15 protein-coding genes are annotated in these 17,431 nt (G+C 71.5%); 9 read left to right on the top strand and 6 right to left on the bottom strand.

Annotation, left to right across the window (positions count from 1 at the left end; translation table 11 throughout):
- Positions 1-107: 107 nt before the first annotated feature.
- A complete protein-coding gene (gyrB, locus tag ACFOYX_RS25110) occupies positions 108-2,054 on the bottom strand; it encodes a DNA topoisomerase (ATP-hydrolyzing) subunit B (RefSeq protein ID WP_109803754.1) in 1,947 nt (648 codons plus the stop codon).
- A gap of 527 nt (positions 2,055-2,581) precedes the next feature.
- On the opposite strand from gyrB, the gene ACFOYX_RS25105 reads away from it, so the two are divergent.
- A complete protein-coding gene (locus ACFOYX_RS25105; RefSeq protein WP_109803755.1) occupies positions 2,582-3,136 on the top strand; it encodes a hypothetical protein in 555 nt (184 codons plus the stop codon).
- 84 nt (positions 3,137-3,220) lie between these two features.
- On the opposite strand, the gene ACFOYX_RS25100 is transcribed toward ACFOYX_RS25105, so the two are convergent.
- The 5 genes from ACFOYX_RS25100 to dnaA all read right to left on the bottom strand — a co-directional run bounded on the left by ACFOYX_RS25100 (position 3,221) and on the right by dnaA (position 9,841).
- A complete protein-coding gene (locus tag ACFOYX_RS25100; protein ID WP_377534437.1) occupies positions 3,221-4,018 on the bottom strand; it encodes a DUF721 domain-containing protein in 798 nt (265 codons plus the stop codon).
- Positions 4,008-5,141 carry a DNA replication/repair protein RecF gene (gene recF / locus ACFOYX_RS25095; RefSeq protein WP_322439816.1) on the bottom strand — a complete coding sequence of 378 codons (1,134 nt, stop codon included), beginning with the start codon at positions 5,139-5,141 and terminating at the stop codon, positions 4,008-4,010. The genes ACFOYX_RS25100 and recF overlap by 11 nt, the downstream gene beginning before the upstream one ends.
- A 16-nt stretch (positions 5,142-5,157) precedes the next feature.
- On the bottom strand, positions 5,158-6,030 hold the full coding sequence (gene gnd, locus ACFOYX_RS25090; protein ID WP_109799837.1) for a phosphogluconate dehydrogenase (NAD(+)-dependent, decarboxylating): 873 nt from the start codon (positions 6,028-6,030) through the stop codon (positions 5,158-5,160).
- A 40-nt stretch (positions 6,031-6,070) separates the two neighbouring features.
- Positions 6,071-7,204, bottom strand: a complete 1,134-nt coding sequence (dnaN, locus tag ACFOYX_RS25085) for a DNA polymerase III subunit beta (RefSeq protein WP_322439817.1) — start codon at positions 7,202-7,204, stop codon at positions 6,071-6,073.
- Positions 7,205-7,987: 783 nt separating this feature from the next.
- Positions 7,988-9,841, bottom strand: coding sequence for a chromosomal replication initiator protein DnaA (gene dnaA / locus ACFOYX_RS25080; protein WP_322439818.1), 1,854 nt, complete (start codon positions 9,839-9,841; stop codon positions 7,988-7,990).
- 637 nt (positions 9,842-10,478) lie between these two features.
- On the opposite strand from dnaA, the gene rpmH reads away from it, so the two are divergent.
- The 8 genes from rpmH (at position 10,479) to ACFOYX_RS25040 (ending at position 17,158) form a co-directional block, all read left to right on the top strand.
- Positions 10,479-10,616 carry a 50S ribosomal protein L34 gene (gene rpmH, locus ACFOYX_RS25075; RefSeq protein WP_109799835.1) on the top strand — a complete coding sequence of 46 codons (138 nt, stop codon included), beginning with the start codon at positions 10,479-10,481 and terminating at the stop codon, positions 10,614-10,616.
- A 29-nt stretch (positions 10,617-10,645) separates the two neighbouring features.
- On the top strand, positions 10,646-11,056 hold the full coding sequence (gene rnpA, locus ACFOYX_RS25070) for a ribonuclease P protein component (protein WP_322439819.1): 411 nt from the start codon (positions 10,646-10,648) through the stop codon (positions 11,054-11,056).
- The gene (gene yidD, locus ACFOYX_RS25065; protein ID WP_109799833.1) at positions 11,053-11,340 is read left to right on the top strand and encodes a membrane protein insertion efficiency factor YidD; all 288 of its coding nucleotides are present in this window, start codon (positions 11,053-11,055) and stop codon (positions 11,338-11,340) included. The genes rnpA and yidD overlap by 4 nt, the downstream gene beginning before the upstream one ends.
- Positions 11,341-11,343: 3 nt before the next feature.
- Entirely contained in the window at positions 11,344-12,321 is a 978-nt protein-coding gene (gene yidC / locus ACFOYX_RS25060) for a membrane protein insertase YidC (RefSeq protein ID WP_109799832.1), read from the top strand.
- A 212-nt stretch (positions 12,322-12,533) separates the two neighbouring features.
- A complete protein-coding gene (locus ACFOYX_RS25055; protein ID WP_322439820.1) occupies positions 12,534-13,118 on the top strand; it encodes a R3H domain-containing nucleic acid-binding protein in 585 nt (194 codons plus the stop codon).
- Between the two features lie 604 nt (positions 13,119-13,722).
- The gene (rsmG, locus tag ACFOYX_RS25050; RefSeq protein ID WP_322439868.1) at positions 13,723-14,439 is read left to right on the top strand and encodes a 16S rRNA (guanine(527)-N(7))-methyltransferase RsmG; all 717 of its coding nucleotides are present in this window, start codon (positions 13,723-13,725) and stop codon (positions 14,437-14,439) included.
- 655 nt (positions 14,440-15,094) lie between these two features.
- On the top strand, positions 15,095-16,108 hold the full coding sequence (locus ACFOYX_RS25045; protein ID WP_377534432.1) for a ParA family protein: 1,014 nt from the start codon (positions 15,095-15,097) through the stop codon (positions 16,106-16,108).
- Positions 16,109-16,135: 27 nt separating this feature from the next.
- Entirely contained in the window at positions 16,136-17,158 is a 1,023-nt protein-coding gene (locus ACFOYX_RS25040) for a ParB/RepB/Spo0J family partition protein (protein WP_322439822.1), read from the top strand.
- Positions 17,159-17,431: the final 273 nt, after the last annotated feature.

Below are 17,431 nucleotides of genomic sequence, written 5' to 3'. Positions count from 1 at the left end.
GTCGTTTTCGTGCTGTGGATAACGGCTGTGGAAACCGGCCAAGTTGTGGATAACCCTGTGGACCGCCGGGCCGGCCGGTGGATCTCCGGCCGGCCCGGCGAGGTCCGTCAGATGTCCAGGAACCGCACGTCCTTGGCGTTGCGCTGGATGAACGAACGGCGTGCCTCGACGTCCTCACCCATCAGCACGCTGAACAGTTCGTCGGCGGTTGCGGCGTCGTCGAGCGTCACCTGACGCAGCGTACGGGTGGCCGGGTTCATCGTGGTCTCCCACAGCTCCGGGTAGTTCATCTCGCCGAGGCCCTTGAACCGCTGGATGTCGTCCGGCCTGGCGTTGGGCTTCTTCTGCTGGCGCAGCGCGATCAGCCCGTCCCGCTCCCGGTCCGAGTACGCGTACTGGGCGTCGTCGCCCTTCTTGTTCCACTTGATCTTGTAGAGCGGGGGGGCGGCCAGGTAGACGTGGCCCAGTTCGACCAGCGGCCGCATGAAACGGAACAGCAGCGTGAGCAGCAGCGTCTGGATGTGCTGACCGTCGACGTCCGCGTCGGCCATCAGCACGATCTTGTGGTACCGCAGTTTCTCGATGTCGAAGTCGTCGTGGATGCCCGTGCCCAGCGCCGTGATCAGCGCCTGGACCTCGTTGTTCTTCAGCACCCGGTCGATCCGGGCCTTCTCCACGTTGAGGATCTTGCCGCGGATCGGCAGGATCGCCTGGGTCCGCGGGTCCCGACCCTGCTTGGCCGAGCCGCCGGCCGAGTCGCCCTCGACGATGAACACCTCGGACTCGCGCGGGTCGGTGGACTGGCAGTCGGCCAGCTTGCCCGGCATCGAGCCGGACTCCAGCAGCGACTTGCGCCGGGCCAGCTTCCGCGCCTGCTGGGCGGCGATCCGGGCCCGGGCGGCCTGGGAGGCCTTCTGGATGATGGTCTTGGCCTCGGCCGGGTTCCGGTCGAACCAGTCGACCAGCCACTCGTTGCAGACCCGCTGGACGAAGCTCTTCACCGGGGTGTTGCCGAGCTTGGTCTTGGTCTGGCCCTCGAACTGCGGGTTGGCCAGCTTGACCGAGATGATCGCGGCCAGGCCCTCGCGGATGTCCTCACCGGAGAGCTTCTCGTCGCCCTTGAGCAGCTTCTTCTCGGTGCCGTACCGGTTGACCACGCTGGTCAGCGCGGCCCGGAAGCCCTCCTCGTGGGTGCCGCCCTCGTGCGTGTTGATCGTGTTGGCGAAGGTGTAGACCGACTCGCCGTACGACTCGTTCCACTGCATGGCGATCTCGACCGACATGCCCTCCTCCTCGGCCCCGAACTCGACCACCGTCTTGTGGATCGGGTTCTTGGAGGCGTTGAGGTGCCGGACGAAGTCGGCGATACCGCCCTTGTAGCAGAACGTCACCTCGCGCTGCTTGCCGTCCTCCTCCTCCGGCACCCGCTCGTCGAGCAGGTGGATGGTGAGGCCCCGGTTGAGGAAGGCCATCTCCTGCAGGCGCCGGTAGATGGTCTGGAAGTCGAAGTCGACCGTCTCGAAGACGTCCGGATCCGGCCAGAAGGTGACCGCCGAGCCGGTGCGGTTGGTGGTCTCGCCCTTATCCAGCGGGCCCGGCTTGGAGTTGCTGTACTGCTGCCGCCAGACGAAGCCGGACTTGTGGATCTCCACGGCCATCCTGGTGGAGAGGGCGTTCACCACGGAGACGCCCACACCGTGCAGACCGCCGGAGACCGCGTACGCCTTGCCGTCGAACTTGCCACCCGCGTGCAGCACGGTCAGCGCGACCTCGACACCCGGCTTCTTCAGCTTGGGGTGCAGGTCGACCGGGAAGCCACGGCCGTTGTCGGTGACCCGGACGCCGCCGTCGGCCAGCAGCACCACGTCGATGGTGTCGCAGTACCCGGCCAGCGCCTCGTCCACCGCGTTGTCGACGACCTCCCACACGAGGTGGTGCAGACCGCGTTCACCGGTGGACCCGATGTACATACCGGGCCGCTTCCGGACGGCCTCCAGCCCCTCGAGAACGGTGATCGACTCGGCGCCGTACTCCTGCTTGTCCTGCGCTGCCACCCTCGGCCACTTTCTCGCGCCGGCCGCGCCAGGGCGCGGAGGCGCGGGTTCGGCGGACAGGACGCGACGTCGGCGCGCACGGACCGGCCCCGGATTCTCCAGGTCACGGATCGCGTACGCCGGTCGCCGCGGTTGCCCGCGGATCGCGATCGGCTCAACCCGATCCGGGACAATGGTCAAGGGCCCTCGGGGCCCGTGTCCGGTCGCTCCGGGTCGGGTCTTCGTCTCTCCGTCAATCTTACTGTGCGCACACGACTAAACCGCCACTCGGCACCCCTGCGGGGGCGGCTGAGACCTCCGTAGCGGCCCGAACCGTGCTGTCCGCGACTCCCCCTACACGCAAGGCCCTGATCGAGGGCGCGACCGGCCACCGGATCGGTACCGGGGCGTAACCGCCCAGGGGTCGCGGCCGGACCGGCGGTGCCGTACCTTTGCGGCGCCCGCCGCTGCGGTCTTGATCTTTCCCGGCCGGAACCGGGACGATCGACCCGATCGGTCCGACAACGTGTTGTAAGAGGTGACGCCAGATGGGGCTGGACAATGTCGCGGTGCACTGGCCGCGGACCGGCCGCTTCTACGACCCGGTCGCGCCGGCCGAGTTCGTCGACTTCGGCGAGATCGTGGACATGTCCGGGATCTCCGCCCCGACCGCGGCGCTCGCCGAGCTGATCGCCAAGACCGGCACGGTACGGGCGACCGCGTACACCGAGCTGGTCGACCTGATCCTCGGACTGGAAAATGTGCTCTACGCCACTGAGAACGCCGCCGAGGACGAGGATCCCGTGATCGACCCCGACGGGTGCTCGTGGATCGCCGGCGGGCTGGAGAGGTTCGTCGCCCAGCACCGGCCGTTCGGCGAGGCGGTGACCTTCGAGTCGGTCAGCGAGGTGCTCCGCTCGCTGATGGCCGACGGTCGCCTCGCCGAGCAGCAGCTGCGCTGGCTCGACACGCGCCTGGACGGGTTGCGCGACGAGAACGGCGATCCGCCGCAGTGGAACTTCACCTGCGCCGAGCTGAGCGTGCTCGCCGCCTTCTACCGCCGCTGCGCCGACCGCGGCTTCGCGGTCTACGCCGACGCCTGACCGCGCGATCGCGGCGGCCGGGACTTGCCGCATGTCGCGGTGTCCCGTTGCCGGGAAGCCGCGACATGCCGCGGGTCGAGTGGATCAGCCGTAGGTGTCGCGGGGGCCGCGCCCGCGGACCCGGCGGGGCCCCCGGGACCAGGACGGCGCGGCCGGGCCGTGGATGTGCAGCTTGCGCACCACGTTGTGGCCGACCTCGCTGGCGATCTGCTTGATCAGGGAGCCGGCGAGCAGCCGCAGCTGGGTCGCCCACGCGGTGGAGCGGGCCTCCACGGTCAGCTCGCCGTTCTCCAGCTTCACCGGGCGGCTGTGCTGGGCCACCTCCGGCCCGACCACCCGCTCCCAGGCGCCGAAGACCGTCGCCTCGGCCGCCGGCTGCTGCCAGCCGCGCGCCTTCACCAGCCGATTCAGCACCGCGCCGAGTGGTTGCGGGTCACGCGGGTCCGGCCCGGGACCGGAGTAGCCGCGCAACCGGCGCTCGGTACCACCACCGCCGTCGCCGCCCACCGCGCTCCGGCGCGGCCTCGCCGCCGCCTGCCGGCGGGCCTTCGCCGCGTCCAGCACCGCCCGGGCCAGCTCCGGCCCCGACGCCCCACCGTCGCCGGCGGTCGCGCCCGTCGAGGCAGGCTCACCGGCTGACGGGGCCTGGCCGTGGGCCGCCGCCCCCCGCCCGCCCGATCCGGCGCCGTCCCGGCTCGCCGCCGCGCCGCCGCGCTCCGCGGCCCCGTCGTCGGCGCGACCGTCGGTCGGGCGCGCGCCAGACCCACGCCCGCCGGACGCGGCGCCCGCCCGCCCGGCCCGTTCGTCCGCGCCGCTTCCGGGCGTACGGCCTCCGTGCGCCGGCCCGAGCCGGGCCGGTGGAAGCTGCGGCTCATCCGACACGGCGTACCGTCCCTTCGCCCACCTCGTAGCGGGTGCCGCGCAGGGCCGCCGGCACGTCGTCGTCCACCGCACAGGTCACCAGGAGCTGACTCGCCCCGCCCACCAGCTCGGCCAGCCGCTCCCGGCGGCCGGCGTCCAGCTCGGCGAAGACGTCGTCGAGGACCAGCACCGGCTCGATGCCGTCCGCGCGCAGCAGGTCGTACCCGGCCAGCCGCAGGGCCAAGGCGTACGACCACGACTCGCCGTGGCTGGCGTACCCCTTGGCGGGCAGCGGGCCCAGAGTGAGCACCAGATCGTCCCGGTGCGGCCCGACCAGCGTGGTGCCGCGTTCGATCTCCGCCGACCGCGACTCGGCCAACGCGGCCGTCAGCGCTTCGGCCAGCGCGGCCCGGTCCACGGTCGGGTCGGGCAGCTCCAGCGACGGCCGGTACGCGATCCCGGCCGCCCCCTTGCCCGCCGCCACCGCGTCGTACGCCTTGGTCACGTGCGGCGCGAGCGCGGCGACCAGCTCCAGCCGGCCGGCGAGCAGCTCCGCGCCGTGCTGCGCCAGGTGGGTGTCCCACACCGCGAGGGTGGACAGGTCCCCGCCCCGCGAACCGCCCGTCTTGCGGGCCAGGTACGCCGTCCGGAGCAGGGCGTTGCGCTGCTTGACCACCCGCTCGTAGTCGGCGCGCACCCCGGCGTACCGCGGCTGCCGGGTGACCAGCAGGTCGTCGAGGTAGCGGCGGCGCTCGGCCGGGTCGCCCCGGACGAGTTCCAGGTCCTCCGGGGCGAAGAGCACCAGCCGCAGCGCGCCGAGCACGTCCCGGGCGCGGCGGGCGGGGGACCGGCCGAGCCGGGCCCGGTTGGCCTTGCCGGGAACGATCTCCAGCTCGACCAGCAGCTCCCGACCCTCGTGCACCACGGCGCAGCGGATCACCGCCGCGGCGGCGCCCATCCGGACCAGGGGGGCGTCCGTGGCGACCCGGTGTGAGTCCAGGGTCGCCACGTAGCCCAGCGCCTCGACCAGGTTGGTCTTGCCGACGCCGTTGGCGCCGATCAGCACGTTCGGGCCCGGCTCCAAATCGACGCCGACCCGCTCGTACGAGCGGAAGTCGACCAGTTCGAGCCGGCGGACGTACACAGGCTGTGGATACCGGTCAGCGCTTGCGGACGGCGTGGCCGCCGAACTGCTGGCGCAGCGCGGCGACCGCCTTCATCGCGGGCGAGTCCTCCTGACGGGAGGCGAACCGGGCGAAGAGCGAGGCGGTGATGACGTTCAGCGGCACGGCGAGCCGGACCGCCTCGTCGACCGTCCACCGGCCCTCGCCGGTGTCCTCGGTGTAGCCGCTCAGCTCGGCCAGCTCCGGGTCCTCGTCCAGCGCACGGTCGAGCAGGTCGAGCAGCCAGGACCGGACCACCGTGCCCTCACGCCAGGACTTGAAGACGCCCGGCACGTTGGTCACCAGCTCGGAGGCGGCGAGCAGCTCGTAGCCCTCGGCGTAGGCGTGCATCAGGCCGTACTCGATGCCGTTGTGCACCATCTTGGCGTAGTGCCCGGCGCCCACCGGCCCAGCGTGCACGAACCCGAACTCGCCCGCGGGCTTGAGCGCCTCGAAGATCGGCATCAGCCGCTCGACGTGCTCCTGGGCGCCGCCGACCATCAGGGCGTACCCGTTCTGCCGGCCCCAGACGCCGCCGGAGACCCCGGCGTCGAGGTAGCCGATGCCGCGCTCGTTCAGCCGCTCGGCGCGCGGACCGTCGTCGCTGAACCGCGAGTTGCCGCCGTCGATGATGATGTCGCCCGCGCCGAGCACGCCCGCCAGCTCGTCGATGGTGGCGTCGGTGACCCCCGCCGGGACCATCACCCAGACCGCCCGCGGCGACTCCAGCTTCTCGGCCAGCTCCGTCATGCTCGCGACGTCGCTCAGCTCCGCGTTGCGGTCGAAGCCGACCACCTCGTGACCGGCGGCGCGCAACCGCTCGCGCATGTTGCCGCCCATCCGGCCGAGTCCTACCAGGCCGAGCTGCATCTGCTCCTACCTCCGTGCGTCTGGATCTGCTGGGGCGCGATCAGCGGGACACGCGGATCGGCATGATGAGGTATCGGTACCCCGGGATGACCTCGCCATCCTCGCCGGCGGGGGAAATCACCGCGGGCTTGAAGGCGTCGACGAACGAGAGCAGGGCGTACTGGGCACCCAGATTGGCCAGGCCGTCGATCAGGTACTGCGGGTTGAAGCCGATGGTCAGCGCGTCGCCGGTGAAGGTCGCCTCCATCGCCTCGCTGGCCCGGGCCTCCTCGGTGCCACCGGCCTCGACCACCAGCCCGTCCGCGCTGAAGCTCAGCAGCACCGGGGTGGTCCGCTCGGCGACCAGGGCGACCCGCTTGACCACCTCGATCAGCGTGCTCACCGGAACCCGCGCCTCGGCGTTGTGGCTGGCCGGGAAGAGCGAGCGCACCGGCGGGTAGTTGGCGCCGTCGAGCAGCCGGCTGGTGGTCCGGCGGGTACCGCCGGAGAAACCCATCATGCCCTCGCCGGCGCCGCCCTGGGACAACGCCATGGTGACCTGGCCGCCGAGCGGGCCGAGCGCCTTCGCGGTGTCGTTCAGGGTCCGGGCCGGCACCAGGGCGTTGATGCTCACCTCGGGGTCGTCCGGGTTCCACTCCATCTCGCGCAGCGCGAGGCGGTAGCGGTCCGTGGCGAGCATGGCGAGCGTGCCGCCGGAGAGCTCGATGCGTACGCCGGTCATCATCGGCAGCGTCTCGTCGCGGCCGGCGGCGACGGCGACCTGGGCGACGGCGGCCGCGAACGCGGCGGCGTCGACCGTGCCGGTGCTCTCCGGCATCTCCGGCAGCGCGGGGTAGTCCTCCACCGGCATGGTCGGCAGGGTGAAGCGGGCACTGCCGCAGACCAGCTCCAGGTGGGCGCCGACCGCGGCGATGTCCACCGGCTTGGCGGGCAGCGCCTTGGTGATCTCGGCGAGCAGGCGGCCGGAGACGAGGGCGGCGCCGTCGGCGTCCCCCTGCACCTCGACGGTGACCTGGCTGGAGACCTCGTAGTCGAAGCCGGAAACCTGGAGGTTGCCGTCGGTGACCCGGAGCATCACCCCGGCCAGCACCGGTACGGAAGGTCGGTTGGGCAGGCTCTTGGCGGTCCACGCGACCGCCTCGGCGAGCGCGTCGCGCTCCACTCGGAACTTCATCAATGCCTCCGCGTCGACGTCAGCGACAACTCTCTCATGCCGACCGCTGCCCACCGTCCCGCCCGACCGTGCGGGTACCCATCGCACCTTAGGGCGCGTGGGCATCGGCTGTGCGCCCGACCCCGTGGATCCAGGTGCCCGGGTGACTGCCGGCGGCAGTGCTCCGGCCCGATCCACAGGAAGTCCAACGGTGATGATTGGTTTTTGTTGTTTTAGAAGAGATAACTCATCGTCTTCATCGCACCTGTGCAAACTGTGGAGAACCGACGCCTGCCCAGGTCAGACAGGTTATCCACCGGTGGTTTGGCTGTGGAGAACCGGGGGTGCAACCGGTGTTCCGGTCCACAGGCGCCGTCGACCCCCAGGTTTTCCACGGTTGTCCACCGGTTGTCCACCGGTAATCCACGGGGTTTCTCCCCAATGCTGTGGACGGGCCGGACGGCGTTGATCGACGTCGTCCCCAGAACCTTCAACAGGCCGCCCACAGGTCGACCGTCGTCGGTGGACAACTCCGCCGTCGTCCCTAGGCGTCCACAGGCTCGTCCCCAGGGGTTGTCCACAGTCTGTGGGTAACCGGCTCCGGACGGAGCGTGGTTTTCCACCGTTTGTGGAACAGGGGATGTGGACAACCGGGCGGTCCTGTGGACGAACATGACAGCGATCCTGGGCCCTGAAGCCGGTGCAGGGTCAACCCCGGACGGCCACGGACGCGAAAAACGCCCGGCCGAGGCTCGGCCGGGCGTTCCGGGTGCCGTCTCCGGGGGCGCCGGGGTGGCGTACGACTCAGGTGTTCTGCTTGATCCGGTTGGTCAGCTCGGCGATCTGGTTGTAGAGCGACCGCCGCTCCGCCATCTGCTGGCGGATCTTCCGGTCGGCGTGCATCACCGTGGTGTGGTCCCGGCCGCCGAAGGCCTGCCCGATCCGGGGCAGCGACAGCTCGGTCAACTCCCGACACAGGTACATGGCCACTTGCCGGGCGTTCACCAGCACGCGCGAGCGGGACTGGCCGCGCAGGTCCTCCAGGCTCACCCCGAAGTAGTCCGCGGTGGAGGCCATGATCTGGTCGGCGTTTATCTCCGGTCCGGCACCGTCCGGCATGAAGTCCCGCAGCACCTCCTCGGCCAGCGACAGCTCGACGTTCGACCGGGTGAGGCTGGCGAACGCGGTGACCCGGATCAGTGCGCCCTCGAGTTCCCGGATCGAGTTCGACACCCGGGAGGCGATGAACTCCAGCACGTCCGGTGGGGCGTACATCCGTTCCTGCGCCGCCTTCTTCTGCAGGATCGCGATCCGGGTCTCCAGGTCCGGCGGCTGGATGTCGGCCAACAGCCCCCACTCGAACCGGGTCCGCATCCGGTCCTCCAGGGTGGCGAGCTGGCGCGGCGACCGGTCGGAGGTGATCACGATCTGCTTGTTGGCATTGTGCAGGGTGTTGAAGGTGTGGAAGAACTCCTCCTGCGTCCGCTCCCGGTTCTCCAGGAACTGGATGTCGTCGATCAGCAGGATGTCGACATCGCGGTAGCGGCGCTGGAACGCGCTGGTCTTGTCGTCCCGGAGCGAGTTGATGAAGTCGTTGGTGAACTCCTCGGTCGAGACGTACCGGACCGAGCGGGCGTTGCCGAGCGTGGTGGCGTAGTGCCCGATGGCGTGCAGCAGGTGGGTCTTGCCCAACCCGGAGTGGCCGTAGATGAAGAGGGGGTTGTACGCCTTCGCCGGTGACTCGGCCACCGCGACGCTCGCCGCGTGGGCGAACCGGTTCGACGAGCCGATGACGAACGTCTCGAACATGTACTTCGGGTTGAGCCGGTTGCCGCTCTCCGCACCGGGCAACCGGCGGTCGTCCCGGCCGCCCGGTCGACGATCGACTCCACCGCGACCCGGGCCGCTGTCCGTACCGCCGTCCCGGGGCAGGCCGCGCAGCGGCTGCGGGTCGGCGTTCTCCCGGTACCGGGGCTCGTACCCGCGGCTGTCGGCGGCCGGCGACTCGACCCGGGCGGCTCGTTCGTCGAAGCCCCGGCGCTCAGGGGCGGGCCCGGCGGCGCGCATCGGCTCCGCGAAGGCGGTGCCGAACAGCGTGTCCTGGCCGTCCCGGCTGGCCGGGATGAGCTGCTGCCGGCCGCCGTCGGCGGTGCGCTGCCGGGGCGCCGGCTCCTCGGTCGGCGGCTCGGGGCGCTCCTCCGGGTAGCCGGGCTCGTTCGACCGGGACGGGTAGCCGGGCTCGTCGGGCCGGGACGGGTAGTCGAGCCCGGGGAAGGCGGGGGCGTCCGGGACCGGGCCGGTCGGGCCGAAGCCGGCGAGCAGGTCCTGGGGGGCGTCCAGGTCGGCCTGTTCGGGACCGCTCCGGTAGACGGTGCCCGCGGGCCGGCCGGCGGGGTCCTCGGCGACGCGCACGGTGACGGCGACCTGGATGGACCGGCCGAGCCGCCGGCTGAGTGCCTCGGTGATGGCCGGGCGGAGCCGCGACTCGATCACGTCCCGGGTGAACGCGTCCGGGACGGAGAGCAGGGCGGTGTCCTCGACGATCGCCCGCAGCCGGGTAAGGCGCAGGTACGCCCGTTGCTGCGCGGAGATGATCTCGTCGGCGAGCTCTTCGGTCGCCGCCGCCCACACCGCGGCGAGGTCGGTCGCTCCGGTCACCGTCGTGCCACCCCCTCGCCTCTGCTCCCGGCCGCCGCTGCTGTCCAGCGACCGTTCCGGGCCCGCCACCGCGTTCGCGCGGGTGTGCGTCACACCCACCCGGACGGCTGACCGGTCGTCATCCACAAGTTATCCACAGCCTGTGTGTCGACCGATTGTGGCCGCCCACCGGACGCGGGTCGGACCTGCCCCCTGACTCACGGGAGGCGCTGAAGCGGGTTCACCGTGCCGAACGATTCACTACCTTGTCCGGTCTTGCCTGTCAGCGACAACCCGGACCCCCGACGCTGACCGCAATCGGGCACGCTAACAGCGCGGGCCCTGCGTCATCAACCGCCGACCCGGTGGCAGCCTTGTCAACATCAGTGAAAACCGCCCCTTCGGTCGTGCTCCCGGTCCGACGGCGGGCGCGGATGTGATGTTTGACGGTCATTGCCCCCCTGCGTAGGCTGGAGCGGCTGCTCTCTCGCCCTCTGCTAGGGTGATGGGTGCTTGCTGTCCGCGGTCGCTTCCCCGCATCGCCGAGGTCCCGCGTCACCGGGCAGCACCGATCGGGGGCCACCGCCGAGGTGGCCTGGACCACCACACGACCCCGGGCGATCCCCCGCGTGGGGCGTACGAAAACGGAGAGCCTGACGTGAGCAAGCGCACCTACCAGCCGAACAACCGCCGGCGCGCGAAGACCCACGGCTTCCGGCTGCGCATGCGCACCCGGGCCGGCCGCGCCATCATCTCGACCCGTCGCGCCAAGGGCCGCACCGTCCTGTCGGCCTGACGCCGACCGGTCCGGGGACGTGGGCAGTCGTGCTGGCCGCCGCACAGCGACTGCGGCGCAGTAGCGACTTCGCCGCAGCGGTCCGGGGTGGTCGACGCGCCGGCCGCGGCGCCGTCGTGGTGCACCTGACCCTTCCCCCGACCGTCGGACCCACCGCGACAACCTCGCCGGAGCCGGCGCGGAACAGTGCGGAGACCTCCGCACCGAGCCGCGCCGGCTTCGTCGTGTCCAAGGCCGTGGGTAACGCGGTGGTCCGGAACAAGGTCCGCCGTCGGCTCCGGCACCTGGTCCGCGAGCGGCTCGACCAGCTCCCCACCGGGAGCACCCTGGTGGTACGGGCCCAGCCCGCGGCCGCCGAGGCGTCGTACGCCCGGCTCGGGGCCGACCTGGACGGCGCCATCGCCGCGGCGCGGGCCCCCCGGGGTCGGCGGTCCCGATGAGCGGCGGAAACGCCGCCCCGCGGCCCGTGACAACCGGTGGCCGAGTGCTGCTGGTGCCCATCGTCGCGTACCGTCGTTGGATAAGCCCGGCGCTGCCGGCCCGCTGTCGGTTCTACCCGTCCTGCAGTGCCTACGCCGTGGAGGCGATCTCCCGGCACGGTGCGCTCCGGGGAGCCTGGCTGACGGTCCGACGGTTGTCGCGCTGCCACCCCTTTCACCCAGGTGGCCATGACCCGGTGCCGGAGCCGGGCGGTCACCGCCGTGCCGATGTGACTGGAGCCTGAGAATTGAGTCTCGACTGGATCTACTACGCGATCTCGTGGATCCTGCTGACCTGGCACTCGGCCTGGGACGCCATCGGGGTGTCGATCGAGGCGGTGCTCGGGACCAACTGGTCCTGGATCCTCGCCATCATCTTCCTGGTGGTGACGGTCCGGGTGATCCTCTTCCCGGTCTTCGTCAAGCAGATCAAGTCGCAGCGCGCGATGCAGGCGCTCCAGCCGAAGGTCAAGGAGCTCCAGGAGAAGCACAAGGGTGACCGGGAGACGCTCCAGAAGGAGATGATGGAGCTCTACCGGAAGGAAAAGGCCAACCCGCTGATGGGCTGCCTTCCGATGTTCCTCCAGATCCCGGTCTTCCTCGGCCTGTTCCACACGCTGAAGCGGCTGAACCCGGCCAACCAGGGCAAGACCCTCTACGGCTGGACCGTCGACCAGTTCAACAGCGCCTCCAGCGCCAAGCTCTTCACCGCCCCGATCTCCGGTCGGTTCGGCTCCACCGCCGACGAGCTGGCCGGGCTCGGCGCGAGCGGCAACACCACGAAGGTCATCGCCGGCGTCCTGGTGCTCATCATGATCGCCACCACGTACCTCACCAGCCGGCAGATGATCCTCAAGACCGGCTGGGCGGAGGACCCGCAGCAGCGGATGGTGCAGCGCCTGATGCTCTACGGCATCCCGGTGTCGCTGCTGGTCTCCGGTTCGATCTTCCCGATCGGTGTGATCATCTACTGGGTCACCAACAACCTGTTCACCCTCGGGCAGCAGCAGTGGGTGCTCCGCAAGTTCCCGCCGCTGGTTCCGCCGAAGACCGGCACCGCGGCCCGGAACGGCGCCCAGCCGGCGAAGACCGGCGGCCTGCTCGGTCGCAAGGTCGCCCCAGCGCCGGCGAAGCCGCAGGTGACCACCCCCAAGGTGGCCGGCCCGAAGCCCGGCGCCAAGCCGGTCAACCCGAAGAAGACCCGCCCGGCCAAGCGGCAGGGCTGAGCCTCGGGCCGCCGTCGGGACACCGGCGGCGGCCCCTTCCGGTCCCGTGCAGCCACCGTACGGTCGGCGCCGGGCCGGAACCGCCGCGAGCAGCGCGGCCACGGGCGAAACTGCCCGTACAGACGTGCCTGTGGGCACCGGCGAGACCTCCCGCCGGCCCCGGGAGACCAGCGGACCCGACGGTCCGGCCGAGCGAGTACGGAGATGAGACCGTGACCGACACCAGCATCCCCAGTGCCGAGCAGTCCCTGGACGAGGAGACCGCGCCGGCCGCCGTCGCCGAGGAGACCGAGGAGACCGAGGCCGGGGCGGCCCGGGAGAAGAAGGCGCCGGCCGAGAGCGACCTGTTCCGGCAGAGCGAGATCGCGGCGGACTACGTCGAGGGCCTGCTCGACATCCTCGACTACGACGGCGACATCGATGAGCTGGTCTCCGGCGGCCGTCCGGTCGTCGAGGTGGTCGGTGCCAGCCTGCAGAACCTGGTCGGCCAGCGCGGCGCCACCCTGGAGGCCCTTCAGGAGCTGGCCCGGCTGGCGGTGTTCCGGCAGACCGGCACGCCGAGCCGGCTGCTGCTCGACGTCGGCGGCTACCGGGCCAACCGGCGCAAGGAGCTCGCCGCCGTCGCCAAGAACGCGGTCGAGAAGGTCAAGGAGTACGGCGAGCCGGTGCGGCTCGAGCCGATGTCCGCGTTCGAGCGCAAGTGCGTGCACGACGTGGTGAACGCGATGAGCGGCGTGGAGAGCGAGTCCGAGGGCGTCGAGCCGAACCGGCGCATCATCGTCCGGCCGGCGGACTGACCGGGTGACCCACGACGAGACGACGGCGGGTGCCATGTCCGGCCCGGGCGGTACGCCGTCCGGGCCGTCGCCTGTCCGGCTCGACCCGGCCGCCGAACCCGGCACGGCCGCCCCGCTCTTCTCCGACCGCACCACCGACGCCGCGACTCCACCCCCGGCCGGGCCGGCCGCGCCGGCCGACGCGCCGTTCTCGGGTACGCCGTCGGGCCCTGCGGAGGAGCCGGCCCCGGCCGCGCCGGCGGGCTCGGTCGAGCCGGCCTTCTCCGGTACGCCGACCGCCGATCCCGCCTTCGCCGACGCGCCGACCGGGTCGGTCGATCCGGCCTTCGTCGACGTTCCGACAGAGCCGACGGCCGTCGACGTTCCGACAGAGCCGACGGCCGTCGACGTTCCGACAGAGCCGACGGCCGTCGACGTTCCGACAGAGCCGACCGAACCGGCCGTCGCCGACGCGTCCGCCGACGCCGTCGATCCGGCGGTGGCCGACCGGATCGATCCGGACCACCCGGCCGAGGAGCCGGCAACCGGCGTCGCGACTGAGGCGGAGGGTCCTGCCGGTCCCGACGACCGTCCGTCCTCCGCCGAGGTCACGCTTCCGCCCGAGCTGGCGGAGGCGGCCCGCACCCTCTTCGGTGACCGGCTCGACCTCGCCGCCGCGTACGCCGAGTTGCTGGCGACGGACGGCGTGGTCCGCGGCCTGATCGGCCCCCGGGAGGCACCCCGGATCTGGGAGCGGCACCTGCTCAACTGCGCCGCCATGGCCGAACGGATCCCCGAGGGCGCGACCGTGCTCGACGTGGGCTCCGGTGCCGGGCTGCCCGGCCTGGTGCTGGCGATCGCCCGGCCCGACCTGACCGTCACGCTGATCGAGCCGCTCGCCCGGCGCACCTCCTTCCTCATCGAGGCGGTGCAGCACCTGGGCCTGACCCGGATGGTGCGGGTCTTCCGGGGACGGGCGGACGAGGCGGCCACCGGCTCGCGCGACGTCGCGCCGCTCAGCGGCGACATCGTCACCGCCCGCGCGGTGGCCCCGCTGGACCGGCTCGCCGCCTGGTGTCTGCCGCTTGTCGTGCCCGGCGGCCGGCTGGTCGCCCTGAAGGGCGCCTCCGCGGCCGAGGAGGTCGCCGAGCACGCCGAGACGGTGGCCCGGCTCGGTGGCGGGCAGCCGGAGGTGCAGCGCTGCGGCGTCGGCGTGATCGAGCCGCCCGCGACGGTGATCGAGGTGGTGCGCGAGCGGGTCGTCAGTCCGGTTCGCAAGAAGGCCGCGGCGAAGCGGTCCCGGGGCGGCCGTCGGGGTGGCCGCGGCGGTCGGGATCGCTGATTTCACAACGGCTTCCGGGTGACCGTTCGGTCGTTGGAGACGGTGCGAGGTAGCTGACCGATCAGAACCCGACGTGGACCCGCTGCGCCCGTGCGCCGTAGGCTGGCCGCGCGTCGATAGTGTGGAACGGCGGTGCCGGATGGCACCGGACCCCGACCGTTCCCGCCGGGCCGTACGCCGCGCGAGGTGAGCGCGGGACGGCCGATTGACGGGGTGCGGACCGACCATCCGGAGCGGGCAGGGATGACAGGTGCATGACGACGGCAGGTACGACGACCGACGGGTGACCGGGCCAGGAGGGCGATCCTCTGCTGCCGACCCCGTTTCACGTGAAACCGACAAGCAGGGCTGGCCCGTGGGCGCGGAGTTCCGCGACCCGTCGCCTCGTCCACCGGGGCGCGAACCGGTGGTCGGCCGGGACGCTCCGCCGCCCGGCAGGCCCCACCCGATCTCCGGGGTCCCGGCCAACCTTCCGTCGGTGGCGGGTGGGCCGCAGCCGACGTCGGGCGTACCGGCGAACCTGCCGCCGATGCGGAAAGTGCCGGAGCCGACGGACGGTCCGACGAACGCGCCAGGCTCGCGGTCGATCCCGGCGCGAGGGAACCCCGCCGCCTCCGCGCGGTTCGAGCCGTCGGCCGCCGTATCCGGGCCGTCGGTGCCCCAGCAGCCGGCGCCGAACGCGGTTCCGGACGCCGGTCCGGCGGCGGTCTCGGCCGACACGCCACCGGTCGCCGACTACGAAGCCGAAGCCGCCCATAGCACGTACGTTTCACGTGAAACCCCGACGCGCGAAGAGGATGACCCACCGTTGGCTATGGAGGCTATGCGCGCCGTGCAGATCCTGAATCCCAGTGGCGAGGTGACCATGCCTCGGCCGGATCGGACGCGGGTCATGTGCGTCGCGAACCAGAAGGGCGGCGTGGGTAAGACCACGACCACGGTGAACCTGGCGGTGGCTCTGGCCCTGCACGGCAACCGGGTGCTCGTGGTCGACCTGGACCCGCAGGGCAATGCCTCCACCGGGCTCAACGTCCCGCACCACACCGGCATCCCCGACGTCTACGACTGCCTCATCGACAGCGTGCCGCTGGAGGAGGTGGCCCAGGCCGTCGAGGGCATTCCGAACCTGTGGTGCGTGCCGGCCACCATCGACCTGGCGGGTGCCGAGATCGAGCTGGTGTCGGTGGTCGCCCGGGAGTCCCGACTGGCCCGGGCCATCGCCGCTTACCCCGGCCACTTCGACTACGTGTTCATCGACTGCCCGCCCTCGCTCGGTCTGCTGACCGTCAACGCGCTGGTGGCCGCGCAGGAGGTGCTGATCCCGATCCAGTGCGAGTACTACGCGTTGGAAGGCCTCAATCAGCTGATCAACAACATCAACCTGGTCCGCCAGCACCTCAACCCGAAGCTCGAGGTCTCCACCATCCTGCTCACCATGTACGACCGCCGTACCCGGCTGGCCGACGCCGTGGAGCAGGACGTCCGGAACCACTTCGGCGACAAGGTGCTCCAGGCCGTGATCCCCCGGAACGTGCGGGTCTCCGAGGCGCCGAGCTACGGGCAGTCCGTGATGACCTACGATCCCGGTTCGCGGGGCGCGACGAGCTACTTCGAAGCCGCCCAGGAGATTGCCGAACGTGGGGTCAAGGAGCCGGTGCGGAATGCGTAGTGCGTTGAAGTCGCTGGGAGGCGTCGCATGAAGAACCGTCCTCGTGGCGGTCTGGGCCGAGGACTCGGGGCGCTGATCCCGACCGCACCGGTGGAGCCGGCCGTCCCGGCGGCCGGTGAGGCGGAGGCAGCCGCCCCGGCCACGGCCGAAACTGTCGCGCCGACGCCCTCGGTGGCCGTGGCACCCATCGCCCCCGCCGCGGAGTCCGGGCCGCAGTTGAGCCCGGTGCCGGGCGCCCGGTTCGCCGAGATCCCGGTCGACGCGATCGTGCCGAACCCGAAGCAGCCCCGGCAGGTCTTCGACGAGGAGGCGCTGGAGGAGCTGAAGACCTCGATCCAGGAGGTCGGGTTCCTTCAGCCGATCGTCGTACGCCAGCTCGACGGCGAGAAGTACGAGCTCGTCATGGGTGAGCGGCGGTGGCGGGCGGCCCAGGCGGTCGGCCGGGAGAGCATCCCGGCCATCGTCCGGGACACCAAGGACGACGCGATGCTCCGGGACGCGCTGCTGGAGAACATCCACCGCGCCAACCTCAACCCGCTGGAAGAGGCGGCCGCGTACCAGCAGCTGCTGGAGGAGTTCGGCGCCACCCACGAGGAGTTGGCCCGGCGTATCGGCCGTAGCCGGCCGCAGATCTCCAACACCATCCGCCTGATGAACCTCCCGGCTCAGGTGCAGCGGCGGGTCGCCGCCGGCGTGCTCTCCGCCGGCCACGCCCGGGCGCTGCTCAGCCTCGACGACGCCGAGGCCCAGGAACAGCTCGCGCTGCGGATCGTCGCCGAGGGGATCTCGGTACGGGCGACCGAGGAGCTGGTGGCCCTGGCGCTGGCCGACGGGCCGGCGAAGACCCCGGCCGCGAAGCGCCGACCCAAGCCGCACGCTCCGGCGCTGACCGACCTCGCCGACCGGCTGTCCGACCGCTTCGACACCCGGGTGAAGGTCGACATCGGCCGCAGCAAGGGGAAGATCACCATCGAGTTCGCCACGGTCGACGACCTGGAGCGGATCGTGGGCATCATCGGTGTCGGGCAGGAGGAGCAGCCGGAGGAGTGAGCCTCGCCCCGGCCTCGGCCGCATGGTCCTGACACCGGACCGTGCGGCCGATCTGTTCGACAGGGCAGTCCCCGGGCGCTTCCGACCGCTACAGGGCTCCCCAGCGGTCCGACTGCCCGCTCTGCCGACCGGGGGCCCTGGATCCACTCCTCGTGGCGCAGCGGGCCACTCAGGGCCCTTTTGTTGAGGCTGGCGCGGCTCTCCTGGATCTCCGCGCCGATGATGCTGACGTCCAGGCCAAGCCGGGACTGGGTTCGAGCCCTAACCCACGTC

Origin of the sequence: Micromonospora sp. GCM10011541, from assembly GCF_042650725.1 — a bacterium.
Classification (GTDB): domain Bacteria; phylum Actinomycetota; class Actinomycetes; order Mycobacteriales; family Micromonosporaceae; genus Micromonospora; species Micromonospora sicca.
Note: the sequence above shows the minus strand (reverse complement) of the source record. Positions and strands in the feature narration are given on the sequence as shown.